The 23654-nt window shown below is 71.7% G+C and carries 26 protein-coding genes; 19 read left to right on the forward strand and 7 right to left on the reverse strand.

Annotated features, from left to right (window positions below; all coding sequences use genetic code 11):
* Window positions 1-10 precede the first annotated feature (10 nt).
* Together HB662_RS06595 and HB662_RS06600 are read left to right on the forward strand one after the other, a co-directional pair.
* Window positions 11-895, forward strand: a complete 885-nt coding sequence (locus tag HB662_RS06595; protein WP_168048438.1) for a DMT family transporter — start codon at window positions 11-13, stop codon at window positions 893-895.
* Window positions 896-948: 53 nt separating this feature from the next.
* Window positions 949-1683 carry a TerC family protein gene (locus HB662_RS06600; protein WP_168048440.1) on the forward strand — a complete coding sequence of 245 codons (735 nt, stop codon included), beginning with the start codon at window positions 949-951 and terminating at the stop codon, window positions 1681-1683.
* Between the two features lie 23 nt (window positions 1684-1706).
* On the opposite strand, the gene HB662_RS06605 is transcribed toward HB662_RS06600, so the two are convergent.
* Both HB662_RS06605 and HB662_RS06610 read right to left on the reverse strand, forming a co-directional pair.
* Window positions 1707-2234, reverse strand: coding sequence for an Hsp20/alpha crystallin family protein (locus HB662_RS06605; protein ID WP_168048442.1), 528 nt, complete (start codon window positions 2232-2234; stop codon window positions 1707-1709).
* Window positions 2235-2335: 101 nt separating this feature from the next.
* Window positions 2336-3121: an SDR family NAD(P)-dependent oxidoreductase gene (locus HB662_RS06610; protein ID WP_168048444.1), complete on the reverse strand. Its 786-nt coding sequence runs from the start codon at window positions 3119-3121 to the stop codon at window positions 2336-2338.
* Window positions 3122-3159: 38 nt separating this feature from the next.
* Here HB662_RS06610 and HB662_RS06615 point away from each other — a divergent pair, with 38 nt between their 5' ends.
* Genes HB662_RS06615 through HB662_RS06640 form a run of 6 tightly spaced genes read left to right on the forward strand, consistent with a single transcriptional unit; the run spans window position 3160 to window position 9205 of the window.
* A complete protein-coding gene (locus tag HB662_RS06615) occupies window positions 3160-4065 on the forward strand; it encodes a YicC/YloC family endoribonuclease (protein WP_245185478.1) in 906 nt (301 codons plus the stop codon).
* A complete protein-coding gene (gene gmk, locus HB662_RS06620; RefSeq protein WP_168048446.1) occupies window positions 4062-4700 on the forward strand; it encodes a guanylate kinase in 639 nt (212 codons plus the stop codon). Before HB662_RS06615 ends, gmk begins: the two co-directional genes overlap by 4 nt.
* A 6-nt stretch (window positions 4701-4706) precedes the next feature.
* The gene (locus HB662_RS06625) at window positions 4707-5648 is read left to right on the forward strand and encodes an AEC family transporter (protein WP_168048448.1); all 942 of its coding nucleotides are present in this window, start codon (window positions 4707-4709) and stop codon (window positions 5646-5648) included.
* The gene (locus HB662_RS06630) at window positions 5645-7033 is read left to right on the forward strand and encodes an amidohydrolase family protein (protein ID WP_168048450.1); all 1389 of its coding nucleotides are present in this window, start codon (window positions 5645-5647) and stop codon (window positions 7031-7033) included. The genes HB662_RS06625 and HB662_RS06630 overlap by 4 nt, the downstream gene beginning before the upstream one ends.
* Before the next feature lie 48 nt (window positions 7034-7081).
* Window positions 7082-8065: a Bug family tripartite tricarboxylate transporter substrate binding protein gene (locus HB662_RS06635; RefSeq protein ID WP_168048452.1), complete on the forward strand. Its 984-nt coding sequence runs from the start codon at window positions 7082-7084 to the stop codon at window positions 8063-8065.
* Window positions 8066-8083: 18 nt separating this feature from the next.
* Window positions 8084-9205, forward strand: coding sequence for a DUF2235 domain-containing protein (locus tag HB662_RS06640; RefSeq protein ID WP_209443143.1), 1122 nt, complete (start codon window positions 8084-8086; stop codon window positions 9203-9205).
* Between the two features lie 157 nt (window positions 9206-9362).
* Here HB662_RS06640 and HB662_RS06645 read toward each other — a convergent pair whose 3' ends face one another.
* Window positions 9363-10346: a Bug family tripartite tricarboxylate transporter substrate binding protein gene (locus HB662_RS06645; protein WP_168048453.1), complete on the reverse strand. Its 984-nt coding sequence runs from the start codon at window positions 10344-10346 to the stop codon at window positions 9363-9365.
* Between the two features lie 151 nt (window positions 10347-10497).
* Here HB662_RS06645 and HB662_RS06650 point away from each other — a divergent pair, with 151 nt between their 5' ends.
* The 10 genes from HB662_RS06650 to HB662_RS06695 all read left to right on the forward strand — a co-directional run bounded on the left by HB662_RS06650 (window position 10498) and on the right by HB662_RS06695 (window position 19388).
* On the forward strand, window positions 10498-11244 hold the full coding sequence (locus HB662_RS06650; protein WP_168048455.1) for a maleate cis-trans isomerase family protein: 747 nt from the start codon (window positions 10498-10500) through the stop codon (window positions 11242-11244).
* Complete coding sequence (locus HB662_RS06655) at window positions 11245-11673, forward strand: CoA-binding protein (RefSeq protein WP_168048457.1); 429 nt, start codon at window positions 11245-11247, stop codon at window positions 11671-11673.
* 126 nt (window positions 11674-11799) lie between these two features.
* Window positions 11800-12537 carry a DUF2076 domain-containing protein gene (locus HB662_RS06660; protein ID WP_168048459.1) on the forward strand — a complete coding sequence of 246 codons (738 nt, stop codon included), beginning with the start codon at window positions 11800-11802 and terminating at the stop codon, window positions 12535-12537.
* A 132-nt stretch (window positions 12538-12669) separates the two neighbouring features.
* Window positions 12670-13575, forward strand: a complete 906-nt coding sequence (locus HB662_RS06665) for a LysR substrate-binding domain-containing protein (protein ID WP_168048461.1) — start codon at window positions 12670-12672, stop codon at window positions 13573-13575.
* The gene (wecB, locus tag HB662_RS06670) at window positions 13572-14708 is read left to right on the forward strand and encodes a non-hydrolyzing UDP-N-acetylglucosamine 2-epimerase (RefSeq protein ID WP_168048463.1); all 1137 of its coding nucleotides are present in this window, start codon (window positions 13572-13574) and stop codon (window positions 14706-14708) included. The genes HB662_RS06665 and wecB overlap by 4 nt, the downstream gene beginning before the upstream one ends.
* Window positions 14690-15952: a UDP-N-acetyl-D-mannosamine dehydrogenase gene (wecC, locus tag HB662_RS06675; protein WP_168048465.1), complete on the forward strand. Its 1263-nt coding sequence runs from the start codon at window positions 14690-14692 to the stop codon at window positions 15950-15952. Before wecB ends, wecC begins: the two co-directional genes overlap by 19 nt.
* A 129-nt stretch (window positions 15953-16081) precedes the next feature.
* Window positions 16082-16435, forward strand: a complete 354-nt coding sequence (locus HB662_RS06680) for a hypothetical protein (RefSeq protein WP_168048467.1) — start codon at window positions 16082-16084, stop codon at window positions 16433-16435.
* Window positions 16432-17430 carry a calcium/sodium antiporter gene (locus HB662_RS06685; protein WP_168048469.1) on the forward strand — a complete coding sequence of 333 codons (999 nt, stop codon included), beginning with the start codon at window positions 16432-16434 and terminating at the stop codon, window positions 17428-17430. Before HB662_RS06680 ends, HB662_RS06685 begins: the two co-directional genes overlap by 4 nt.
* A 65-nt stretch (window positions 17431-17495) precedes the next feature.
* Window positions 17496-18740, forward strand: coding sequence for an MFS transporter (locus HB662_RS06690; protein WP_168048471.1), 1245 nt, complete (start codon window positions 17496-17498; stop codon window positions 18738-18740).
* On the forward strand, window positions 18741-19388 hold the full coding sequence (locus tag HB662_RS06695; protein WP_245185479.1) for a trimeric intracellular cation channel family protein: 648 nt from the start codon (window positions 18741-18743) through the stop codon (window positions 19386-19388).
* Here the strand turns inward: HB662_RS06695 and HB662_RS06700 are convergent.
* From HB662_RS06700 to HB662_RS06715, 4 genes are all read right to left on the reverse strand, one after another.
* A complete protein-coding gene (locus tag HB662_RS06700) occupies window positions 19370-19702 on the reverse strand; it encodes a hypothetical protein (protein ID WP_168048473.1) in 333 nt (110 codons plus the stop codon). The genes HB662_RS06695 and HB662_RS06700 overlap by 19 nt on opposite strands.
* Window positions 19703-19773: 71 nt before the next feature.
* Window positions 19774-20187 (reverse strand): hypothetical protein, encoded by a 414-nt coding sequence (locus HB662_RS06705; protein ID WP_168048475.1) that lies wholly within the window; start codon window positions 20185-20187, stop codon window positions 19774-19776.
* 78 nt (window positions 20188-20265) lie between these two features.
* Window positions 20266-21378, reverse strand: coding sequence for an alanine racemase (locus HB662_RS06710; protein WP_168048477.1), 1113 nt, complete (start codon window positions 21376-21378; stop codon window positions 20266-20268).
* Window positions 21378-22502: a pyridoxal-phosphate dependent enzyme gene (locus tag HB662_RS06715; protein WP_168048479.1), complete on the reverse strand. Its 1125-nt coding sequence runs from the start codon at window positions 22500-22502 to the stop codon at window positions 21378-21380. Before HB662_RS06715 ends, HB662_RS06710 begins: the two co-directional genes overlap by 1 nt.
* 50 nt (window positions 22503-22552) lie before the next feature.
* On the opposite strand from HB662_RS06715, the gene HB662_RS06720 reads away from it, so the two are divergent.
* A complete protein-coding gene (locus HB662_RS06720; protein WP_168048481.1) occupies window positions 22553-23653 on the forward strand; it encodes a M20/M25/M40 family metallo-hydrolase in 1101 nt (366 codons plus the stop codon).
* The last annotated feature ends 1 nt before the right edge of the window (window position 23654 follow it).

Consider the following 23654-nt stretch of genomic DNA (forward strand, 5'->3'; position numbering starts at 1 on the left):
CGCCCCCGCCTTGCCAAGCACCGCGCTGCTCAGCGGACCGGCGCTGTGGTGGCGGTTGCTGGTGATCGGCGGCCTGTGGGGCAGTTCCTTCCCGCTGCTGCGGATGATCGCCGCCGAGATGTCGCCCTTCGCGCTCGCCGCGGTACGCGGCGGCTTCGCGGCGCTGGCGGTGCTGGCCTTCCTGGCGGCCAGCGGGCAGTTGCGCGGGCCGCTGCGGCGCTACTGGCTGCCGGCGCTGGTGCTGGGCACCTGCAATGGCTGGGCGCCGAACCTGCTGACCGCCTTCGCGCTCGGCCACATCCAGGCCGCCCCGGCTGCCCTGATCCATGCCGGCACGCCGCTGCTGGTGGCGCTGATCGCCTTCGTGGTGCTGCGGGAGGAACGGCCGGGGCTGCGCGGGGCGGCCGGGCTGCTGCTCGGCTTCTGCGGCATCGCAGTGATCCTGGGGCCGGATGCGCTGGCCGGCGGCGCCAGCTTCACCGGCGGCCTGCTGATCCTGCTGGCTGGCCTGTTCTACGCCATGGGTACCGTCTATGCGCGCAAGGCCCGCATCGGCGGGGCGCCGCAGATCGTGCTGGGGCAGCAGGTGGTGGCGGGGCTTGTGGCGGGCGGCCTGTCGCTGCCTTTCGGCGGCGCCGAATCCTACATCCAGCCGGGCTGGATCTATGGCGTGCTGGCGTTGCTCGGCATCGTCACCTCCGCCTTGCCGCTGACCATGTTCCTGCGGCTGCTGGCGCGATCGCGGGTCACCGATGCCTCCATGGTCGGCTACATCCAGCCGCCCTTCGCCGCCGGGGTGGGGGCGCTGCTGCTCGGCGAATGGCCCTCGCCGCTGGTGCTGATGGGCGGCACCATCGTGCTGGCCGGGGTCTGGCTTGCGACATCGCGCAGGTGAGGCGTGCAACTGCGGCAGGCTTGGTGCGATAACGCCGCTGTTCCGGCGGAGACATGATCTTGGATACCGAAATTCTCATTGCCCTGGTCGCGCTGATCGGGATGGAGATCGTGCTCGGCATCGACAACCTGGTGTTCATCGCCATCCTGTCGAACCGCCTGCCCGAATCGCAGCGGCAATCGGCCCGGCGCATCGGCCTCGGCCTGGCGGTGGTGATGCGGCTCGGCATGCTGGCGGGTGTCGGCTGGCTGATGTCGCTGACCACGCCCTGGATCGACCTCGGCATCGTCACCTTCTCCGGCAAGGACCTGATCCTGCTGGCGGGCGGGCTGTTCCTGATCGGCAAGGCGACGATCGAGATCCATCACCGGGTGGACCCCGACGCCCAGGCGGAAAGCCACGCCAAGGACCGCGTCCAGGCCGGCTACTGGTCCGTGGTGGCGCAGATCCTGGCGCTGGACCTGGTGTTCAGCGTCGATTCCATCCTGGCCGCGGTGGGGCTGACCGACGTGATGTGGGTGATCGTGGTCGCCATCATCGTCTCCGTCACCGTCATGCTGTTCTCGATGGATGCGCTGTCGCGCTTCATGGAGAAGAACCCGACCGTGGTGATGCTGGCGCTGGCCTTCCTGGTGATGATCGGCATGGTGCTGGTGGCGGAAGCCTTCCACGTCCATGTGCCGAAGGGCTTCGTCTACGTCGCCATGGCCTTCTCGGTGGCGGTGGAGTTGCTGAACCTGTTCGCCCGCAAGGCGGCGCAGCGGAAGCGTGCTTCCGCCGCGCCCTGAACGGCGCCGTCAGCCGGCACGGCTCAACCCGAGCCGGCGGCCTTGATCTCGATCCGCTTCGCCTGCGGCCTGGCCGTCGGCGGGCGGGGGATGCTCAGATGCAGCACGCCCTTGTCGAAGCTGGCCAGCACCTGGTCCGGTGCCGGGTCGAAGGGCAGCGCCAGGCGGCGGAGGAAGGTGCCGGAGGCACGTTCCACCAGGTGCCAGCGCTTCTGCGGGTCGGCTTCCTCCCGCGTGTCGTGGCGGTCGCCGCGGATGGTCAGGACACCGTCCTCCACCTCGATGGTCACGTCCTTGGCGTCGAGGCCCGGCAGTTCCGCGGTCACTTCAAGTCCGGCCTGCGTCTCTGCCACGTTCAGCCGTGGCGGGCTGATGCCGGTGGCGAAGGCGGGGGCGGCGAAGGGCGCGGCGGGCAGGCCCCAGCCGCTCGAAACCTGCTCCAGCAGGCGATCCATGCCCCGGCGCAGGGCAAGGAAGGGGTCCGTCTCGTTCCAATGGGCCGGCGGGGATGGGCGGTTCTGGGTGTTGGGTGAAAGCGTGGATTGGCTCATGGCGGTCACTCCGCATGGGGTCCAGGCACGGTGCGGCGGCGGTCGCCAGCCGCGGGGGCAGCATCGATCGCTTCGCCACCCACCGCCTTGACCTGCGTCAATCAGCCTTCCACGGGCTTGGCCGGCACCTGGGACATCAGCCGGTTGCGCCAGCCTGGCGGCAGAGCCCCGGCGATGCGGGCCAGGGCATAGAGGCGGCGCGGATAGGCCACCCGCAGCTTCCCCGCCGCGATGCCGGAAAGCGTGCGCGCCGCCGCCTGCTCCGGCGTCATCAGCCAGGGCATCGGGAAGGGATTGCGTTCCGTCATCGGGGTGCGGATGTAGCCGGGGCAGATGGCGTGCAGGCGGATGCCGCGGGGCCGCTGGCTGGCATCGGTCGCCTCCGCCCAGCGCTGCACCGCGGATTTGCTGGCGCAATAGGCCGGCGCGCCGGGGGCGGCGACGAAGGCGGCCAGGCTGGCCACCACCGCGACGCGCCCGCGCAGCCCATCCGGCCCCGGCGCCTGCCCCGCCATCGCCTCCAATGCCGGCAGCGCCGTGTTCAGCACGCCGCCGAGATTGGTGGCGAAGACCCGCTTGGCCTGGGCCGGCGGTTCCGTCGCGTCCCCGGTGCCGCCCGAGACCCCCGCATTGGCGATCACCAGGTCCAGCCGCCCGGCCGCGTCGATCCAGCCCGCCATGGCCGCCGCATCCGTCACGTCCAGCACGGCCGGGCGCACCGTGGCACCCAGGGCGGCGCAGGATTCCGCCGCCGCCGCCAGCCGCGCGGCATCGCGGCCGGACAGGTGCAGGGTGACGCCGGGCGCCGCGCAGGCCTCCGCCAGTGCCCGGCCGAGGCCGGAGGAGGCACCGGTGATCAGCACGCCCTGCCAGGAATCGTATCGCATGCCTTGCCCTCCGCCACGCCCCGGAGGACAAGGCGCGCATGAGCATCCTCGCCTCGATGACCGGTTTCGCCCGCGACAGCGGCGCGCTGCCGGACGGATCTTCCTTCGTCTGGGAGTTGCGCAGCGTCAACGGCCGCGGCCTGGATGTGCGGCTGCGCCTGCCGCCGGGGCTGGAGGTGCTGGAAGCCCCGCTGCGGGAATCGGTGGGCAAGCGCCTGAAGCGCGGCAACCTCAACGCCACGCTGACCCTGAAGCGGGAGGACCGGGCACCGCGGCTGACGCCGGACCCGGTGGCGCTGGAAGCCGCCATCCAGCTGGTGCTGGAGGTTTCCGCCCGGCTGCCCGGCGCCCCGGTGCCGAGTGCCGAGGCCGTGCTGTCCCTGCCCGGCGTGCTGCGCGCCGAGGTGTCCGAACCGGATGAGGCGGCGGAGGAAGCCAAGCGCACCAGCCTCGCCGCCAGCTTCGCCGTCGCCCTGGACGGCCTCGTCGCCTCCCGCGCCCGTGAAGGCGCGCAGCTCGCAAAGATCCTGGAGACGCTGCTGGGCGAGATCGCGGCGCTGCGCGACGCCGCCACGGTGGAGGCCGCCGGCCAGCCCGCCGCCCAGCGCGCCCGGCTGCTGGAGAACCTGGCGAACCTGCTCGGCGATGGCGATGTCCGCGCCAGGGTGCCGGAGGAAAGGCTGGCGCAGGAAGTGGCGATGCTCGCCCAGCGCTCCGATGTGCGGGAGGAGCTGGACCGGCTTTCGGCGCACATCGCGGAGGCGCGCAGCCTGCTGGCCTCCGGCGCCGCGATCGGCCGCAAGCTGGAGTTCCTGACGCAGGAATTCGTCCGCGAGGCCAATACGCTGTGCAGCAAATCGGCCAGCGTGGCGCTGACGCGGGTCGGGCTGGAGTTGAAGGCGGCGATCGAGCGGCTGCGTGAGCAGGCGGCCAACGTCGAATGACCACCACCACCCACGCGCCCCGTCGCGGCGTCTGCCTGGTGCTCGCCTCGGCGCCGGGCGTCGGCAAGACCAGCGTCTCCCGCGCCCTGCTGGAGATGGAGCCGGAGCTGGCGCTGTCGGTCAGCGCCACCACCCGCGCGCCAAGGCCCGGGGAGCTGGAAGGCGTGCACTACTTCTTCCGCACGCAAAGCCAGTTCGACGCGATGGTGGAGGCCGGCGACTTCCTGGAATACGCCAAGTTCATCGGCCGCTCCTACGGAACCCCCCGCGCGGCGGTGGAGGCGAGCCTGGCCGCCGGGCGCGACGTGCTGTTCGACATCGAATGGCAGGGCCATCTGCAATTGCGCGAACGCCTGCCGGGCGATGTGGTGGGCGTCTGCCTGCTGCCGCCCTCCATGGCGGAGCTGGAGCGCCGCCTGCGCGGCCGCGCCCAGGACAGCGAGGCCGAGATCGCCCGCCGCCTGGTGGCCGCGAAGGACGAGATCGCCCATTGGTCGGATTTCGACCATGTGCTGGTGAACCGTGATTTCGACCGCACGGTGGCGGAGGTGCGCGCCATCCTGCACGCCGCCCGCAACACGAGCGCCCGCCAGCCCTGGCTGCCGGACTTCATCGACACGCTTTTGCAGGGGTAGCGCGGCATGGGCAGCCTGGCCGGGGTGGTGGAGGTGGTGCTGCCGGTCTTCGCCATGATTTTGCTCGGCTTCGCTGCCGCCAAGCGCAGGCTGGTCAGCGAAGAGGGCTTCAAGGCGATGACGCTGTTCGTCTTCGGCCTGGCCGCCCCGGCGCTGCTGTTTGCTGGCGGCACGCGGCCGCATGAAGGCGGCGGTGGCGCGGCGTTGGCCTTGCTCTCCGGCTCCGTCGTGATGTTCTGGCTGGCGGTGGCGGGCGGGCGCGCCGTGTTCCGGCTGAACCTTGGCGAGGCCTCGCTCTTCGCGCTGTCCTGCATCTTCGGCAATTCCGTGATGATGGGCGTGCCGATCATCGTCGCCGCCTATGGCCCGGCCGGCGTGCCGCCGATGCTCGGCATCCTGGCCTTCACCACCATGATCCTGCTCGGCCAGGCGACGGTGCTGACCGAGGTGGGCCTGCATGCCAATGCACCCTGGCGACGAGTGCTCGGCGCCAGCCTGAAGGGCATTTTACGAAACCCCGTGGTGCTGGCCGTGCTGGCCGCCTTCATCTGGACACTGCTCGGCCTGCACCTGCCGGATGTGGCGCGGCGGACGCTGGAGATGATGGGCGCCGCCGCGCCGCCGCTGGCGCTGTTCTGCCTTGGCGGCGGGCTGGCCGGCATCGCCGGCGCGGCGCTGTGGCAGGAAACCACGGCCATCGTGGTGGTGAAGTTGCTGGCGCTGCCGGCGCTGGTCTGGGGCCTGGCGCTGCTGCTCGACCTGCCACCGATCGAGAAGGCGGTGGCCGTCACCATGGCGGCGCTGCCGACCGGCGCCAACGCCTTCATCCTGGCGCGGCGCTACGCCACCGGCACGGACCGCTCCGGCGCCGCCGTGGTGGTCACCACCGCCCTGTCGGTGCTGACGCTCTCCGCCCTGATCGGGCATTTCCGGGGGATCCTGCCATGACGCTCATCATCGAACCCGGCTGGGTCTGGGATGCCGAGAACGGGCTGCGCACCGGCCACAGCGTGATCGTGCAGGATGGCGTGGTGGCCGATGTGGTCGCCGGATCGCCGAGCATGGAGGCGGAGCGCATCGTGGCGCCGGATGCGCTGCTGCTGCCGGGCTTCATCAACCTGCACAACCACGCGCTGTCCGCGCCGCTGTTCCGCGGCCTGGCGGATGACATCGCGCCGGGCGACCTGCCGGGGCACATCGTCTATTCGCTGCTGATGCCCCTCGGCGACGTCGCCGCGCAGGTGATGACGGAGGAGGAGATCGGCGACGCGGCCGAGATGGCGCTGCTGGAAGGCCTCCGCAGCGGCACCACCGCACTGCTCGACGTGTACCGCGTGGCGCAATGGCCCTTCATCGAACGGGCGAAGCGGCTCGGCCTGCGCAGCTGGTCCTGCCCGTACCTGTTCTCCGCGCCGGTCGGCATGACCCCGGATGGCAAGCCCACCTATAGCCCGACCGGCGACACCGGCTTCGAGGCCATCCTGAAACTGTTCGACCGCTACGATGAAGGCCCGCGCGGCGTCACCCGCGTGGGCTTCGGCCCGCATGGTCCCGATAGCTGCACGCCTGATCTGCTGCGGGCCATCGATGCCGCGGCGCATGAACGAAAGACCATCGTCTCCATCCACGCCGCGCAGAACCTGATCGAGATCGAGAAGGTGCGGGCCGCCCATGGCAAGGGCTCCATCGAGCACCTCCGTGACATGGGCCTGCTACGGCCAGGCGTGGTGCTGGCGCATGGCATGTTCGCCACGGATGAGGAAATGGCGATGATCGCGGAATCGGGGGCCGCGCTCGCCTCCTGCCCGCTCGCCTTCGCCCGCTCCGGCCGCTTCGTGCCGCTGGCGCGGATGGAGGCTTCGGGCCTCCGGCTGGGCATCGGCACGGATGGCGTGACGCTCGACATGCTGCATGAGCTCCGCACTGCCTCCGTCTTCGCCAAGGCGCAGTCGGGCACGCCGCATGGGCTGGCGGCGCCGCGCATCCTGCGGGCAGCGACGCGGGATGCGGCGCTGGCCCTGGGGCGAGACGACCTGGGCCTGGTGGCGAAGGGCGCGCGGGCCGACCTAGTGATGTTCGACCTCGGCTCCTCGCGCTACCAGCCGGTCTGGGACCCGCTGAAATCGCTGATCACCAATGGCAGCGCGGCCGACCTGTCGCTGGCGATGGTCGAGGGCCGCGTGCTGCTGCGCGATGGCCGCACGACAGTGGCCGATGAAGCCGCCATCACCCGCCGCGGCCGCGCGGCGATCGAGCGCGTCTGGCGCGAAGCCGCGCGACGCGGCGCAATTCCGGCATCGATCGCATCGCGCGCGGCGATCCCGTTGCACTGACGCAGCTTGTCTCCCTACGGTAACGGCAACCCTGGGAGAGCTTCATCGATGACCCGCTTCAGCCGCCGCGCCGTCCTGCTCGCCGCGCTCACAACCCCCTCCCTCGCATTCGCACAAACCCGGCGCCCGCTGCGGGTGGTCGTCCCATTCCCGCCCGGTGGCGGCGTGGATAGCCTGGGCCGGCTGCTGGCGGAGCGGCTGACGCCGCTGCTGGAGGGCCAGCAGGTGGTGGTGGAGAACCGCAGCGGCGGCGGCGGGCTGATCGGCGCCGATGCGGTGGCGAAGGGGCCGGCGGATGGCAGCATCATCGGCGTGATCGGCGCCGCCACCCTCTGCGCCGCGCCCTTCATCCAGCCCAGCATGCCCTTCGACGTGACGAAGGATTTCCGCGCCATCAGCCAGATCTCCGACAGCGCGGTGGTGATCGCGGTGGGCGCGGATGTGGCGCGGCGGCATGGCTGGACGGACATGGCGGCGCTGCTGGCCTGGGCCAAGGCGAATCCCGGCGGGCTGCGCGTGGCCAATGCGGGCATCGGCACCGTCACGCATCTCACGCTCTCGGCCATCAACAGCGCGGCCGGGGTGGAGCTGACCGGCGTGCCCTATCGCGGCGGCGCGCAGCAGGCGATGGATGTCATCGCCGGCACGGTGGAGGCGACGGCCGACCTGCCCGCCGCGCTGCTGCCGCATATCGCGGCGGGGCGGATGAAGGCGATGGGCGTCAGCTCCGGCACCCGCCTCGCCTTCCTGCCGGATGTGCCGGCGCTGGCCGAGACGCCGGCGCTGGCCTCCATCGACATCCGGTCCTGGAACACCATCCTGGCCCCGGCCGCGACGCCGGAGGCGGAGGTGCAGCGCCTGTTCGCCGCCATCCGCCGGGTCGGCCAGGACCCGTCCTTCGCCGCCGCGCTGCGGCCCTTCGGCTATGATGCGGCGGTCAGCGAAAGCCCGGCGGCGATGACGGCGAAGATTGCGCGGGAAACCCCGGTCTGGCGGCGCCTGGTGGAGATTTCGGGGGCGGCGCGGCAATAACGCAAGGAGGACATCGGCGTGACGGCAAAGCGGCTGGTCGTCTGCTTCGACGGTACCTGGAACAGCGCCGACGCCGAGCGGTCGGAGACCAATGTGGCGCGGCTGGCGCGCGCGGTGCGGGCCAATAGCGGCCAGGATGGCATCCGGCAGGTCACGCTGTACCTGCGCGGCGTCGGCTCCACCGGCATCGCGCTGCAGAAGCTGGTCGGCGGCGCCTTCGGCGAGGGCGTCGATGACAATATCCGGTCCGGCTACATGTTCCTGGTGCAGAACTACGTGCCGGGCGACGAGATCTTCCTGTTCGGCTTCTCCCGCGGTGCCTTCAGCGCGCGCAGCCTGTCCGGGCTGATCGGCGCCTGCGGGCTGCTGAAGCGCCAGAGGCTGGCGGATCTGCGCGCCGCCTGGACCTATTACCGCACCGCCTCCCCGCGCAGCCCGGAGGATTTCTGCGAGCGCCATCAATCCGATTGCCACACGGCGGTCGAGATCGCCTTCCTCGGCGTCTGGGACACGGTTGGCGCGCTCGGCGTGCCATCGACGCTGCGGAACATGCTGATCTCCGCGCCGTCCTACCGGTTCCACGATACCGAGCCCTCGCGCATCGTGCGGCACGGGCGGCATGCGCTGGCGATCGACGAGTTGCGCCGCAGCTTCGTGCCGACGCTGTGGACCGGGGTCGAGCCGGCCGGCTGCGACATCCGCCAGGTCTGGTTCGCCGGCGCCCATTCCGATGTCGGCGGTGGCTACACTGATCGCCGGCTGGCGGAGATCCCGCTGCTGTGGATGGCGGAGGAAGCGCAGGCGGCCGGGTTGCAGCTCGATGCCAGCATGCTGCCGCCGGCCCGCGGCGGGCCGCCGGACCCGTTGGCGCCGCAGCATGAATCCCGTTGGCGCGTCACGCGCCACCTGCCGCCCCGCTATCGCGCGGTGCTGGAACGGGTTCCGGCGCTCCGCCCCTGGGAAAGCCTGGCGCGGCCGCGGGATGCGGAGGGCCGCGCGCTGAAGCCGATCAACGAAAGCCTGCACCCCAGCCTGGCCGCGCGCTTCGGGCTGCCGGTGACCCGGCTGGACGGCGAGAAGGACCGCACCGGGGCGGAGATCATCTACCGCCCCAGGAACCTGGTTCCGCCGCTGCCCTGAGGGCGGCTCATACCAAATCCCACTGATGGGAACCTGCGCCCGCCGAAGGCGGGCGAGCGGCCGAATGGCCGCCGCGCCAAGTGGCGCGTAGCCAAGCCGGCGGATGCCGGCGCCGGCGATTGAGGCGGTGATCGGTCACGATCACCGGGATCTGGTATTAATCCACCTTGGCGCCCACCGCCTCGATCACCACCCGCCACTTGGCGCTTTCCTCCGCCATGAACCGGGTGAAGTCGGCGCGGCCCATGGCGCGCGGGATGGCGCCGCTGGCGGTCAGCCGCTGCGCCAGCGCCGGGTCCTGCACGATCGCCTGCAATTCCGTGTCCAGCCGCGCCAGGATCGGCTCCGGCACGCCGGCCGGCGTGCACAGGCCGAACCAGCCGGTGGAGGTGATGTCGACGCCCTGCTCCTGCATGGTCGGCAGGTCGGGGAAGGCGGAGACCCGCGCCGTGCCGCTGACGGCGATCGGTCGCATGCGCCCGGCCTGCGCCATCTGCGTCACGGCGGAGATCGACTGGAACAGCATGTCGATGCGGCCTTCGATCAGGTCCGTGTTCATCTGGCCGCTGTTGGTATAGGGCAGGTGTTGAAGCTGCAGCCCGGTGATGATCTGGAACTGCGACCCGGCCAGGTGCTGCGACGACCCGGCGCCGACGGATCCGAAATTGATCGGCCGGCCCTGCGCCTTCGCCCAGGTGATGAATTCCTGCAGCGTCCGCGCCGGCACCGCGGGCGGGATGACGACGATGTTCGGTACCAAGGCAATCAGCCCGACGGCGGCGAAATCCTTCTCCGGGTCGAAGGGCATGCTGCGGTACAGCCACTTGTTCGCGGCATTGGCGGCGATGGTCGCCAGCCCCACCGTGTAGCCATCCGGCGCCGCCCGGGCGACCTGGGTCATGCCGATATTGGTGCCGGCGCCCGGCCGGTTGTCCACCACCACCGGCTGGCCGAGCCGCGCCTGCAGCCGGTCGCCCACCAGGCGGGAGATCACGTCGCCGGCGCCGCCGGCCGGACCGGGATTGACCCAGCGGATCGGCCGGCTGGGCCAGTCACCCGTCTGCGCGCGGGCGCCAGCAATCGGCAGGGCAGCCGCAAGCCCGAGCAGCGCCGTGCGCCGCGACAGAGTGGGGATCGACATTGTTTTTCTCCGGAAGCCTTCCTGGAAGGGAAGGAGACGTCGCGCCGGGACTTCTGGCAAGGGCAAGCTGTTGCGAAAGCGACCCGCGGGGTCTGGCGCCTGCCGCGCGCTGTGGCAGGCTGCACGCCGGATTGGCGATGGAGGGGCTCCGATGGGCGACGTGCTGGGCTGGCGCTGCAAATTCGGGGTGATGGGCCCCTCCACCAACACGGTGGTGCAGCCGGATTTCGACATGATGCGCCCGGCCGGCGTGACCAACCACTACAGCCGTATCTTCACGCCCAATGCCGACGCCGTCTCCAACGAGACGTTCCGCGCGGGTGCGGAGCTGATCGGTCGCAACACGCTGGATGCGGTGCGCTCGGTGATGACCTGCAACCCGGATGCGCTGGTCATGGGCATGTCCGCCGTGACCTTCTTCGACGGTGCGCGCGGCGCCGACCGCTTCGTGAAGGAGGTGGAGGACCTGTCTGGCCTGAAGATCAGCGTCGGCAGCCATGCCTGCACCGCGGCGCTCAACGCACATGGCGGCGTGAAACGCATCGCCGTCATGTCGCCCTACTGGCCGGCGATGAACATCGAGGTGGCACGCTACTTCGCCGACATGGGCTTCAGCGTGGTGCGCGACACCGCCTTCCGCTGCACATCCTGGACCGACATCGCGGCGCAGACCCCGGCGCGCTGCGTGCAGGGGATCAAGGAGATCGATGGCGACGACGTGGACGCCATCGTCCAGGTCGGCACCAACCTGTCCATGGTGAAGCTGGCGGCGATGGCGGAACTCTGGCTCGGCAAGCCCGTCATTGCCATCAACGTTGCCACCTACTGGCACGCCCTGCGAAGCCGCGGCATCACGGACAAGGTGGAAGGCTGCGGCAGCCTGCTGGAGAGGTTCTGAATGGCATCCGAGGACGACCGCATCCGCGACCTGCTGACGACCACCCGCCGCATCGCCGTGGTCGGCGCCTCGGACCGGCCTGACCGGGCGAGCCACGGCGTCATGGGCTTCCTGCTGGCCCGCGGCTACGACGCCGTCCCGGTGAACCCGATGCTGGCCGGCCACGAGATCCATGGCCGCAAGGTGCTGGCCAGCCTGGAGGAAGCCGGGCCGCTCGACATGGTGGATGTGTTCCGCCGCAGTTCGGAGGCTGGCGCCGTGATGGACGAGGCGGTGCGGCTCGGGGCGAAATCCGTCTGGCTGCAGCTCGGCGTGGTGGATGAGGCCGCCGCCGCCCGCGCCCGGGAAGCCGGCGTCGCGGTGGTGATGGACCGTTGCCCGGTCATAGAATGGCGCCGGCTCGGCCTGCCATCCCAGCTCGATCGCTGAACGTCACGCCGGCGCCGCTTGAAATGATCGCGGCGACGGGCCAATTCCCCGCCCGGATGAAATGCAGGTAACGTACCGGGCCACTCCCGGCCGGCGCCCTGCATGCCATAGAGGAAACAGGGGACCATGACGGACGAGGAACGCCGGATCATCACCGGCTATGTGGAGCGGGTGAGCGGCGCAGCAGGCGCGGCGCCGGCGCGCCCGGCCTCGCCCTGGGGCGCGCTGGGCGGTGGCCAGCAGCAGCCGGCGCAGCCGCTGCCGCCGGTGGACCCGGAGGCCGACCGGCTGATCGGCGAATTGTTCGCCCGCTACCCGGAAGCCCGCTACCGCATCACCCAGACCGCCTTCGTGCAGGAACACGCGGTGGTCGAGATGCAGAACCGCATCCAGCAACTGGAATGGGAACTGGAGCAGGCGCAGACCCAGGCGCAGCACGCCCAGCAGCAGCCGCAGCGCGGCGGGCTGTTCGGCGGCATGTTCGGTGGCGGCCAGCCGCAGCAGCGGCCGATGATGCGCACCCGGCCGCAGCCGCAGCCGCAATACCCGCCCGGCTACAACCCGCAGGCGCTGCAGCAGGGCCAGAGCGGCGGCTTCATGCGGACGGCGATGATGACGGCGGTCGGCGTTGCCGGCGGCATGATGCTGGGCAACGCGCTGATGGGCGCGCTCGGCGGCGGCACGGCGGAGGCGGCGACCAGCGCGGCCGCGGCGGGCGCCGGCGATTTCGCGCAGGAAGCGGTGCCCACCTCCTCCACCTGGACCGATCCGGCGGGCCAGGATGCGGGCGGCCAGGATGCCGCTGCCTATGACAATGATGCCGGCGCCTATGATGATGGCGGTGGCTACGACGAGGATATCTGAGCCTGGCTGGCGCGGCGGCATCGTCGCCGCGCCGGTGCCGGAACAGCGGTGGCCGCCGGCGTTGTAATCGCGTTGGTAGCGGTTCAACCACGGGTTGCTCATTAACGTTTGATTCACCATTATCGGTGAATCATGCGTAGGCCCGACCTCGACCTCGACCTGTTGCGCTGCTTTGTGATGGTCGCCGAACTCGGCGGCTTCACCGCGGCCGGCACCGCCCTTTGCCTCACGCAGTCGGCGGTCAGCCTCAAGATCAAGCGGCTGGAGGATCTGCTGCGGCGTCCGGTGTTCCGGCGCACCAGCCGGCGGGTCGAGCTGACCGCCGAGGGCGAGACGCTGCTCACCCACGCCCGCCGCATGCTGGCCCTGAACGACGAGGCGGTGCGCCGGATGGTGGAACCGCCGGTGGCCGGGCGCCTGCGCCTCGGCGTCGCCGACCATTTCGTGCCGCGCACGCTGGCCCATATCCTCGCCCGCTTCGCCCGCACCTACCCCGACGTAAGGCTGGAGGTGGAGGTCGGGCGCAGCCACGAATTGCGCCTGAAGCAGGAAGCCGGCGGGCTCGACCTGGTGCTCGGCAAGCGGCGGGACGGGGAAGTCGCCGGCGTGGCGATCTGGACCGAGCCGGTGGTCTGGGCCGCCGCGCCGGACTGGCAGGCGCCGGCCGGCCGGCCGCTGCCGCTGGCGCTGCTGCCGGAAGGCTGCATGTTCCGCGAACGCGCGCTGCGCGCCTTGTCCCGCGCCGGCCTGGCCTCGGAGGCCGTGTTCACCTGCGACAGCCTGCTGGGCCTCGCAGCCGCCGCGCAGGCCGGCTTCGCGTTGACGGTGCTCGGCCGCAGCGGCTTCCCGGCCGGGCTGCGGGAGGTGGCGGGGCTGCCGGAGCTCGGCGTGGTGGAAATGGCCGTCTTCGGCGACCCGGAACGCCGCAGCCAGGTGGTGGAGCCGCTGGTCGGCTTCATCCGTGAATCCCTCGGTGCACCGGCCGCCGGCCAGCCGCTGGTCGTGCCTCATCTGGCCTCGGTCGGCCACGCCGCATGAACGCGATACCGCCGCCGCAACCCGGCTGCCGCATCCTGGTGGTCTTCGGCACGCGGCCGGAAGCGATCAAGATGATGCCGGTGCTGGCCGCGCTGCGCCGCCAGCCCCGGCTGCGGGCACTGGCCTGCGCCACCGGCCAGCATGCCGGGCTGGTGGCCGATGTGCTGGCCGAATTCGACGAACGCGCGGATATCGACCTCGGCGCGCAGCCCGCCAACCAGGGCCTGCCGCTGCTCACCGGCTACCTGCTGACCGCCATGGCCGGCGCCATCGCCGCGGCGCGGCCGGATCTCGTGCTGGTGCAGGGCGACACGGTCAGCGCCTTCGCCGCGGCGCTGGCGGCGCACCAGGCCGGAGTGCCGGTCGGCCATGTCGAGGCCGGGCTGCGCTCCGGCGACCTCGGCAATCCCTGGCCGGAGGAATTCCACCGCGTCTCGATCGATGCCCTGGCGGTGCTGCGCTTCGCCCCGACCGCGGCGGCAGCGGCCAATCTGCGCGGCGAATACGGCAAGGGCCAGGTGCTGATCACCGGCAATACCGGGATCGACGCGCTGTTCCGCGCCCGCCGTACCGGCGTGGTGCCGGTCGCCATCGCCCCCGGCCGCCGCATCGTTCTGGTGACGGCGCATCGGCGGGAGAATTGGGGCGCCCCCCTGCTGCGGATCGCCGATGCGGTGGCGGCGCTGGCGGCGCGCGGCGATGTCGAGATCGTCTGGCCGCTGCACCCGAACCCCGCGGTGCGGGATCCGGTGACAGAACGGCTCGCGGGCGTGCCCGGCGTGCATCTGCTGGGTCCCCTGCCCTATTGCGACAGCGTCGCCCTGATGCGCGCGGCCTGCATGCTGCTGACCGACAGCGGCGGCATGCAGGAGGAAGCGCCCGCCCTCGGCCTGCCCGTGCTGGTCCTGCGGGAGGTGACGGAACGGCCCGAGGTGGTGGCCGCCGGCGCCGCCCTGGTGACCGGCACCGCCACCAGCGTGATCCTCGCCGCGGCCAACGCCCTGCTGGACCGCCCGGACCGGCTGGCGGAGATGGCCCGGCCGGTCTTCCCCTATGGCGACGGCCGCGCCGCGGACCGCATCGCGGAGGCGGTGGGGCTTTGGTGGGAGGCCAGGTGCAGCGCCTCTGCGTGATGGGGCTGGGCTATATCGGGCTGCCGGCCGCGGCGATGCTGGCCAGCCGCGGCCATCAGGTGACGGGCTGCGATACCGACCCGCGCGTGGTCGCTGCGGTGCAGGCCGGCCAGGCGCATTTCCAGGAGCCGGACCTCGACATGCTGCTGGCGGCGGCGCTGACCACCGGGCGGCTGGCGGCGCAGGCGGTGCCGGCCCCGGCGGAGGTCTTCGTCATCGCCGTGCCGACGCCGCTCGGCCCCGGCAACCGCGCCGACCTGGCCAGCGTGGAGGCGGCCACCGATGCGATCGCGCCGCTGCTGCGCCCGGGCAACCTGGTGATCCTGGAATCCACTGTCCCGGTCGGCACGACGGAGGCGCTGGCGGCACGCCTGGCCGCCGCGCGGCCGGACCTGGCGCTTCCGCGGCGCGGGTTTCCGGCGCCGCCGGGCTGCGTGCATCTCGCGCATTGCCCGGAACGCGTGCTGCCAGGCTCCATGCTGCGGGAGCTGGTGGCGAATGACCGCATCATCGGCGGGCTGACAGCGGATTGCGCGGCGCTGGCGCGGGACCTGTATGCCGGCTTCGTCACCGGCCGGTGCTGGGTCACGGACAGCCGCACGGCGGAGCTGGCGAAGCTGGCGGAGAACGCCTTCCGGGACGTGAACATCGCCTTCGCCAATGAACTCGCGGCGATCTGCGAGGCCATGGAGGTGGACCCCTGGGCGGCGATCGCCCTGGCCAACCGGCACCCCCGCGTCGCCATCCTGCAGCCCGGCGCCGGCGTCGGCGGGCATTGCATCGCGGTGGATCCCTGGTTCCTGGCGGAAGCCGCGCCCGCGGCATCCGGCCTAATCCGCGCCGCACGCGCGGTGAACGAGGCGAAGCCGGGCCAGGTGGCGGCGCGCATCCGGGCCCTGGCGGCGGGGCTGGCGGGGGGGCTGGAGCCTCCCGCGGTGGCCTGCCTCGGCCTGACCTACAAGGCGGATGTGGAGGATCTGCGCGCCAGCCCGGCGCTCGCGATCGCGGAGGATCTCGCCCGCGACGCCACGCTGCGGCTGCTGTGCTGCGACCCGCTGCTGGCCACCCTGCCGCCGACCCTGGCGGCCCGGCCCGGCGTGGTGCTGGTCGATGTCCAGGCGGCGCTGGCGCAGGCCGACATCCTGGCCATCCTGGTGCCGCATGCCGCCTTCCGGGCCCTGTCGCGCGAGGTCTTCGCCGGCCGGCCGGTGGTCGATGCAGTGGGGCTGCTGCGGCCCGCTTGAAAGCCGGCGGGCGCCGGGCCAATTGCCGCGCTGGTTCGGGCCCCTCTGGCGCCCCGCCGCCCTCGGGGGTGGCCGGCGTGATGTCGAACCCTCCAGGCGGGTTTGCCGCATGACGCACAGGGGTTCGCCATGACTGCCTCCCATCCCGGAACCACGCTTCGCATCCTCGGCGCTCTGCTGCTGGCGATCGGGCTTGCCGGCTACCTGCTGCCGGCGGGACCGGTGCATGGGACGGCGCTGATTCCGGCCGGGCTTGGGGCGCTGGCCATCCTGGCCGCCTGGCAGCGGCGCGGCCCGGCGCTGGTCACCGGCTTCGTCATCTGCGCCCTGGCCCTGTTCGGCGGCGGCTCCGCGCTCGCGCAGGTGCCGGCGCTGCTGGCGGGGGAGGCCGGCGCCGCCGCCGCATCCCGCGTCGCGACGGCGCTGGTGGCGGGCTGGGGTCTCGTGGCGCTGCTGCTGGCGCTGCGGCGCCAGCCGGCATGAGCAGCCCGCTGCTGATCCTGCTCGGCCTCGTCCTGCTGGTGCTGGGGGGCGAGTTGTTCGTGCGCGGCTCGGTCCGGATCGCGGAGCGGCTGGGCGTCTCGCCGTTGATGATCGGTCTGACCCTGGTCGGCTTCGGCACCTCGACGCCGGAGCTGGTGACCAGCGTGCAGGCCTCGCTGGCCGGGTCGCCCGGCATCGCGCTGGGCAATATCGTCGGCTCCAACATCGCCAATATCCTGCTGATCCTGGGCCTGTCGGCGCTGATCTTCCCCATCGCGGTGCCCTCCGCGGCGCTGTGGCGGGATGGCGTGCTGGGCGCCGCGGCGGCGGCGGCGCTGCTGGCGGTGGGGCTGGCCTGGACGCTGGACCGGATGGTCGGCGTGGCCTTCCTGCTCGGGCTGGCGGCCTACCTCGTCTATGCCTGGCGGCAGGAAAGCGCCACCACCGGCGACCACACCGCCGCCTTCGAGAAGGCGCAGGCGCTGGAGGAGGTGCATCCGGGCGGGCTGGCACAGCATGGGCCGGTCCCGCCCGGCGGCTTCTGGCGCGGCGTGCCGGCCTCGATCGGCTTCGTGGCGGTGGGGCTGGCGCTGGTGGTGGGCGGCGGCGGGCTGCTGGTGGAGGGGGCGACGACCCTGGCCCGCAGCCTCGGCGTGTCGGAGAGCGTGATCGGGCTGACCATCGTCGCCATCGGCACCTCGATGCCCGAACTCGTCACCTCCCTGGTCGCGGCGCTGCGGCGGCATGCGGATGTGGCGCTGGGCAATGTGCTCGGCTCCAACATCTACAACCTGCTGGGCATCGGCGGCGCCACGGCGCTGATCGCGCCCACCGCGGTGCCTCCGGAGATTGCGGGCTTCGACATGTTCGTGATGCTGGGCGTGGCCCTGCTGCTGCTGGTGCTGGCGCGCAGTGGCTGGCGCATCGGCCGGCGTGAAGGCGCGCTGCTGCTGGCGCTGTATGGCTTGTATCTGTTCTGGATCTGGCCGGGCTGAAGGCGGCCGATTGACCTTGGGGCCGGGCCGGGCGCAGTTTCGGGCAACCTCGGAGCCCGCCCGGCATGGTCGCCCCCGCCTCCCCCGACGTCTCGCTCTCGACCCTGCCGCCGCCCGGCCATGACGCCCGCATCCTGGCGCTGATCGGCACCGGGCATTTCCTCAGCCATTTCTACATGCTGTGCCTGCCGCCGCTGTTCCTGGTGTGGCGGGACGAATTCGGCGTGTCCTTCGGTGAGCTGGGCCTGGCCGTGGCGCTGATGGCGGCGGTCACGGCGGCGCTGCAGACGCCGGTGGGCTTCCTGGTGGACAGGCACGGCGCGCGGCCCTTCCTGGTGGGCGGCGTCCTGCTGATGGCGCTGTCCATCGCCGCCATGGCCTTTGCGCCGGGCTACTGGGCGATCCTGCTGCTGGCGCTGCTGTCGGGGGTGGGCAATTCGGTGATCCACCCGGCGGATTACGCGATCCTCGGCGGGTCGATCCACCCGAGCCGCATCGGCCGCGCCTTCGCCATGCACACCTTCACCGGCAATCTGGGCTTCGCCGCGGGCCCGCCGGTGGTGGCCGGGCTGCTGCTGGTGATGGGCTGGCGGCCGACGCTGCTGCTGCTCGGCCTGATCGGCCTGCCGGTGGTGCTGGCGATCCTGTGGCAGAGCCGCATCCTGCAGGACCAGGCGAAGCCGAAGAAGGCCGCCGGCGGGCCGGGCGGGCGGGAATTGCTGCTGTCCCGTCCGATCCTGCTGTTCTTCGGCTTCTTCCTGCTCTCCGCCATGGCGGGGTCGGTGATCCAGGCCTTTTCCATCACCGTGCTGATGGAGATCTGGGGCACGCCGGTTGCCATCGCGTCCTTCGCGCTCACCGGATATATGGTGGGTGCGACGGGCGGCACGCTGGTGGGCGGCTGGTTCGCGGACCGTTCGAAGAAGCACCTGGCCTTCATAGTCGGGCTGACGCTGGTGGCGGTGGTGCTGCTGCTGGCGCTGGGCGTGCTGCCGATGCCGCATTGGCTGCAGCCGGTGGTGGCCGCCGCGGCGGGGCTGGCGATGGGTTCGTCCCGCACGCCGCGCGACGTGATGCTGAAGGACGCGATCCCGCCGGGGCAGATGGGCAAGGTGTTCGGCTTCGTCTCCTCCGGCCTGCCGCTCGGTGGCGCCATCACGCCGGTGCCGGTGGGGCTGCTGATCGATTTCGGGCTGGCCGCGCTGGTGCTGCCGCTGGCGGCCCTGCTGCTGCTGGGATCGCTGCTGTGCATGGGCCGCGCCAGCCATGCCGCACGGCGCGCCGCGCCGCTTGCCGTGCCGGCGGAATAATTGGGCGGGCTGGACACCGCGCTGCAGGTCCTGGACCTGCTGGGCATCGCCGTCTTTGCCGCCTCCGGCGCGCTGGTCGCCAGCCGCAAGCAGTTGGATGCGGTGGGCTTCGTGCTGATCGGCATGATCACCGGCTTCGGCGGCGGCACGATCCGCGACCTGCTGCTGGGCCGCACGCCGCTGTTCTGGCTGAAGCAGCCGGAACTGCCGGCGATTGCCGCCGCCGCCGCGCTGGTGGTGTTCTTCTTCGCCCATCTGATCGAAAGCCGCTTCAAGGCGCTGCTCTGGGCGGATGCGCTGGGCATGGCGCTGTTCGCCGTGCTGGGGGCGGAGATCGCGCTGATCGGCGGCGCGCAGCCCTGGGCGGCGGTGCTGCTCGGCACCGTCACGGCCACGGCCGGCGGCATCATCCGCGACGTGGTCTGCGACGAGCTGCCGCTGATCCTGCGCAAGGAAATCTACATCACCGCCGCAGCGGCCGCCGCCTTCGCCTATGTGGCGCTGCGCCTGGCGCCGCTGCCGCGGGACGTGGCGCTGCTGGCGGGCATCGCGCTGGGCTTCGGCATCCGTGGCGCCGCGATCTGGCGCGGCTGGTCGCTGCCGGCCTTCAAGCCGCGCCCGGCACGGGATTATCCCGACCGCCGCTGACCGCCGCGGCGCCACTTGCCGAAGGCGGTGCCGGCGAGGCCAGCCGCCAGCAGCAGCAGCCCGCAGCGACGATAGAAGCGCAGCTGGCCGGCCAGCGCCGCACGCTCCGCCGGCCGCGCCCGCGTTTCCCCGGCATCGACCCGGCTGCCCCAGCTCGGCACCAGCTCAACGAGCTGCAGCCGCACGCAGACGACCAGGGTGAGCAGCCCGAGCAGCACCAGGCCGAAGGGTCCGAGGATGGCGACCACCAGGATCGCGGCGCCGGCCAGGGCGACCAGCAGGGCGGAGGTGGCCGCGTTGGCGAAAGCGGACATGCGGCAAGATTAAGCAGCGCGGGCCGGGCCGCCCACCCAGGCGGTGCCTGGCGAGGTTCAGATTTCCGCCATCAGAGGCAGTGTCCGGCCGCCTCCGCCGCCTCGAACCCATCGAACTCCGCGAGCTGTTCCTGCGCCTCGATCCAGCGCAGGCCGCCGCTGCCCGGTTCGATGCGGGCGCTGCCTTGCACCAGGCGGCCGGGGAACAGCGCGCTTTGCCGCTGGTAGGTCAGCGCCCGGCCCGATTCATCCATGCGCCAGGACCGCACAGGCAAGGGGCGGCAGGCGAACAGGGCGCGCACGGCGATCAGCCCGGTGCCATCCGCCGCGAGGAGACGCCGGGCGTCACCCGCCGGGCTGCGCAGCCGCGCGGTGCGCCCTACCCATTCGGGAAAGGGCGGCACAAGACGACCGGCGCGCGCGGGCGCAACCGGAAGCAACAGCACGGGCAGCGAGATGGCGGCCCGGCGGGACAATCGAGCCATTGCGGACACCCATCATGGGGAAGCCACAGCATCCCAGATGTCACCGCGCCGAACAAGAAATGTCACATTCCGCAACGGCTACCAGAAGTTCACCCGGTCCCACACCGCCACCACGCGACCGGATTCATCCAGCACATGATAGTGCGGATGCGCCGCGGCGGTCAGGCAGACATGGTTGGGCGCCACTCGCAGCCGGGTGCCGACACGCAGCTGGTCCATCGGCAGCGTGCCGCCTTCCGCCGCGCGGACCTCGCCATGTTCCTGGTGCACCCGCACCACCATGGCGTCGCCCAGGCTCGGCTGGCCGGCGGCATCCAGCACGCGGCCGAACTTCCAGTCGCGCGGCGCGGCTTCCGTACTGCGGTCCTTGGACAAGGCGAGCGCCCCAGCATCCACCAGCACCGCATTGCGCGCGGGGTAGCGGCCGGTGACGCTGGTCAGCACGGTGACGGCAATATCCTCCAGCGGATGCACGCCGAGCTGCGCCTGCAGCAGGTCGCCCATCATATAGACGCCGGCCCGCATTTCGGTGACGCCGTCGAGATGCGCCGCATACATGGCGGTGGGGGAGGCGCCGGCGGAAACCACGCTGACCACATGGCCCGCCTCGCGCAGCCGCGTCGCCGCGAGCACGATTCCCGCGCGCTCGATCTCCGCCAGCTCCGCCATCGCGGCCTCGCTGCGGCCGGCATAGGAATGGCCGGAATGGGACAGCACGCCGGCGAGCTTCGCCCCCAGCGCGGCGCCGATCGCCAGCAGCGCCTCGCCATCCGGCGCCACGCCGGCGCGGCCCTCGCCGATATCCACCTCGATCAGGGTGGGCAGGCGGCCGGGATGGGCGGCGATGGCCTGCGCCGTCTCCAGGTCATCCGTGATGATCCGAATCTCCGCGCCCTCCGCGTTCAGGGCGGCGACGGCATCCAGCTTCGAGGGGGTGATGCCGACGGCATAGATCTGGTCGCGGAAGCCGTGCGCCGCGAAGTAGCGCGCCTCCGCCAGGGTGGAGACGGTGATGGGGCCGCCGCCCGGCGCGGCCAGCTCCGCCACCGCCGCCGATTTCGCGGTCTTCATATGCGGCCGCAGTTGCACGCCGGGGTGGCGGGCCACCGCCGCCGCCATGCGCGCGATGTTGCGCTTCAGCGTGGCCAGGTCGAGCAGCAGGCAGGGGGTCGGCAGATGGTCCAGCGACATCAGATGGCGACCCCCAGCATTTCCGCGAATCGCGGCGTGGCCTTCAGGCCGGTACCGGTCAGCACCACGACCGTGGTCTCGCGCTCCGCGATCCGGCCCTCGGCGCGCAGCTTTGAGAAGGCGGCGGCGGCCTGGGCGCAGGTGGGCTCCACGTAGAGGCCGGTGCGGGCCAGGGCCAGCGCGGCCTCGGCGATCTCCGCCTCCTCCAGCAGCACGGCGCCGCCATGCGATTCGCGCAGCGCCGTGAGGCATTCCGGCAGGCGGATCGGCTGGGCGATGGCGGTGCCCTCCGCGATGGTCGGCTGCGCCTCCACCGCCGGCAGGCCTAGGGCCGCGCGCGCGATGGGGCCGCAATTCGCCGGCTGCGCCGCCCAGATCTTCGGGAGCTTCGCGATCTGGCCCGCCCGCAAGAGTTCAGAAAAGCCGAGCCAGCAGCCCAGCACATTGGACCCGGCGCCGCAGGGGACGATGACGTTGTCCGGCACCTTGAAGCCGAGGTCTTCCCACAGCTCATAGGCCAGGGTCTTGGTGCCCTCCAGGAAGAAGGGCTGCCAGTTGTGGCTGGCGTAGAAGATCTCCGCCGATTTCGCGAGCGCCGCATCGGCGCAGTCCTGGCGGGAGCCGGGGATGAGTTCGATGGCGGCGCCCGCCGCGCGGGACTGCACGGTCTTGGCCGGGCTGGTGCTGGCGGGGACGAAGATGGTGGCGGCCATGCCACCGGCCGCGGCATAGGCGGAAACCGCCGCGCCGCCATTGCCGGAGCTGTCCTCCAGCACGCTCGTTACGCCCTGGTCGCGCAGCAGGGACAGCATGACGCTGGCGCCGCGGTCCTTGAAGCTGCCGGTCGGCATGAACCATTCGCATTTCAGCAGCGCCGTGCCGCCGGGCAGCACGCGTTCCACCAGCGGCGTGCAGCCCTCCCCCATGCTGATCGGGGCCTTGGGCATCCAAGGCAGGGCGGCGGCATAGCGCCAGATGCTGCGGGTGCCGGTTTCGATCTCGGCGCGGGTCAGGCCCTGCCGCAGCGTCAGCAGCAGCGGTGCCTGGTCGTCGCCGCACCAGCGGGGGGTGTCGAGCGGCCAGGTCCGGCCGCTGCGGGGGTCGAGGTAGCTTTGCGGGGTCATGCGCCCATCCTCCCTTGCCCGCCCGGCCTCGGCAAGCGACCCTGCGGCGCATGACCTTCTCCGACCCTGTGCTGCGCCTGGCAGCCGACCTCATCGCGATCGACAGCCGATCCAGCCTCTCCAACCTGCCGGTCGCCGACCGCATCGAGCAGGAGCTTTCGGGATTCGAGGTGGAGCGGCTGGACTACACGGATGCCAACGGCGTGCCGAAGCGGGTGCTGGTCGCCCATAAGGGGCCGAGGGGCGGCTATGCGCTGTCCGGCCATATGGACACGGTGCCGGCCACGGGATGGGAGAGTGATCCCTGGGCGCCGCGTCTGGATGAGGCGGGGCTGCTGCACGGCCTCGGCAGCGTGGACATGAAGGGCCAGGTGGCGGCGGCCATCATCGCCGCGCAGCGGGCGCCGGCGGATGTCGGGGCGACGCTGCTGATCACGACGGATGAGGAAACCACCAAGGCCGGCGCCCGCCGCATCGCCCGCGACAGCGCATTGGCAAAGTCACTGAACCTGGCAGGCATCTTCGTGGTGGAGCCGACGAGCCTGGTGCCGGTGCGCGGCCATCGCAGCCACATCGCCTTCACCGCCACGGCGCATGGGGTGCAGGCACATTCCTCCACCGGCAAGGGCACCAACGCCAATTGGAAGCTGCTGCCCTTCCTGGTGGCGATGCGCGCGGTGCATGACGAGCTTCGCAGCAACCCCGCCTTGCAGGATGCGGATTACGACCCGCCCTTCTCCGACTTCAACCTGATCCTGGACAACCACGGCACGGCGATGAATGTGACGGTCGCCAAGGCCACGGCGCAGATCAAGTTCCGCTACAGCGCCAAGGTGGACCCGAAGCCCATCCTGCAGGCCGTGCGCCAGGCGGCGCGCGATGCCGGCATCGACCTGGCGGAGCAGATGGAGGGTTTCCCGCCCGAGCTGCCGGCGGACCACCCCTTCGTCGCCCGCGCCACGCGGCTGACCAACCACGCGCCACGCACCGCCCCCTATGGCACCGACGCCAGCGAATTGCAGGTGCTGGCGCCCTGCGTGGTGCTCGGCCCGGGCGACATCGCCATGGCGCATACGCCGCGCGAATATGTACGCGCGCAGGACCTGATCGACGCCGTGCCGGTCTTCGCCCGCGCGCTGGCCGGTCAGTAGG

It is taken from the genome of Falsiroseomonas frigidaquae, from assembly GCF_012163145.1.
Lineage (GTDB): Bacteria > Pseudomonadota > Alphaproteobacteria > Acetobacterales > Acetobacteraceae > Falsiroseomonas > Falsiroseomonas frigidaquae.

Excerpts from the sequence above, each read along its gene's own strand:
- HB662_RS06645 (WP_168048453.1), bottom strand. The coding sequence starts at position 10,346 with ATGTCGATCCCCACTCTGTCGCGGCGCACGGCGCTGCTCGGGCTTGCG.
- HB662_RS06635 (WP_168048452.1), top strand. The coding sequence starts at position 7,082 with ATGACCCGCTTCAGCCGCCGCGCCGTCCTGCTCGCCGCGCTCACAACC.
- HB662_RS06715 (WP_168048479.1), bottom strand. The coding sequence starts at position 22,502 with ATGACCCCGCAAAGCTACCTCGACCCCCGCAGCGGCCGGACCTGGCCG.
- HB662_RS06685 (WP_168048469.1), top strand. The coding sequence starts at position 16,432 with ATGAGCAGCCCGCTGCTGATCCTGCTCGGCCTCGTCCTGCTGGTGCTG.
- HB662_RS06610 (WP_168048444.1), bottom strand. The coding sequence starts at position 3,121 with ATGCGATACGATTCCTGGCAGGGCGTGCTGATCACCGGTGCCTCCTCC.
- wecB (WP_168048463.1), top strand. The coding sequence starts at position 13,572 with ATGAACGCGATACCGCCGCCGCAACCCGGCTGCCGCATCCTGGTGGTC.
- gmk (WP_168048446.1), top strand. The coding sequence starts at position 4,062 with ATGACCACCACCACCCACGCGCCCCGTCGCGGCGTCTGCCTGGTGCTC.
- HB662_RS06605 (WP_168048442.1), bottom strand. The coding sequence starts at position 2,234 with ATGAGCCAATCCACGCTTTCACCCAACACCCAGAACCGCCCATCCCCG.
- HB662_RS06630 (WP_168048450.1), top strand. The coding sequence starts at position 5,645 with ATGACGCTCATCATCGAACCCGGCTGGGTCTGGGATGCCGAGAACGGG.
- HB662_RS06615 (WP_245185478.1), top strand. The coding sequence starts at position 3,160 with ATGAGCATCCTCGCCTCGATGACCGGTTTCGCCCGCGACAGCGGCGCG.
- HB662_RS06680 (WP_168048467.1), top strand. The coding sequence starts at position 16,082 with ATGACTGCCTCCCATCCCGGAACCACGCTTCGCATCCTCGGCGCTCTG.
- HB662_RS06655 (WP_168048457.1), top strand. The coding sequence starts at position 11,245 with ATGGCATCCGAGGACGACCGCATCCGCGACCTGCTGACGACCACCCGC.
- HB662_RS06600 (WP_168048440.1), top strand. The coding sequence starts at position 949 with ATGATCTTGGATACCGAAATTCTCATTGCCCTGGTCGCGCTGATCGGG.
- HB662_RS06710 (WP_168048477.1), bottom strand. The coding sequence starts at position 21,378 with ATGTCGCTGGACCATCTGCCGACCCCCTGCCTGCTGCTCGACCTGGCC.
- HB662_RS06720 (WP_168048481.1), top strand. The coding sequence starts at position 22,553 with ATGACCTTCTCCGACCCTGTGCTGCGCCTGGCAGCCGACCTCATCGCG.
- HB662_RS06665 (WP_168048461.1), top strand. The coding sequence starts at position 12,670 with ATGCGTAGGCCCGACCTCGACCTCGACCTGTTGCGCTGCTTTGTGATG.
- HB662_RS06705 (WP_168048475.1), bottom strand. The coding sequence starts at position 20,187 with ATGGCTCGATTGTCCCGCCGGGCCGCCATCTCGCTGCCCGTGCTGTTG.
- HB662_RS06690 (WP_168048471.1), top strand. The coding sequence starts at position 17,496 with ATGGTCGCCCCCGCCTCCCCCGACGTCTCGCTCTCGACCCTGCCGCCG.
- HB662_RS06625 (WP_168048448.1), top strand. The coding sequence starts at position 4,707 with ATGGGCAGCCTGGCCGGGGTGGTGGAGGTGGTGCTGCCGGTCTTCGCC.
- HB662_RS06650 (WP_168048455.1), top strand. The coding sequence starts at position 10,498 with ATGGGCGACGTGCTGGGCTGGCGCTGCAAATTCGGGGTGATGGGCCCC.
- HB662_RS06660 (WP_168048459.1), top strand. The coding sequence starts at position 11,800 with ATGACGGACGAGGAACGCCGGATCATCACCGGCTATGTGGAGCGGGTG.
- HB662_RS06700 (WP_168048473.1), bottom strand. The coding sequence starts at position 19,702 with ATGTCCGCTTTCGCCAACGCGGCCACCTCCGCCCTGCTGGTCGCCCTG.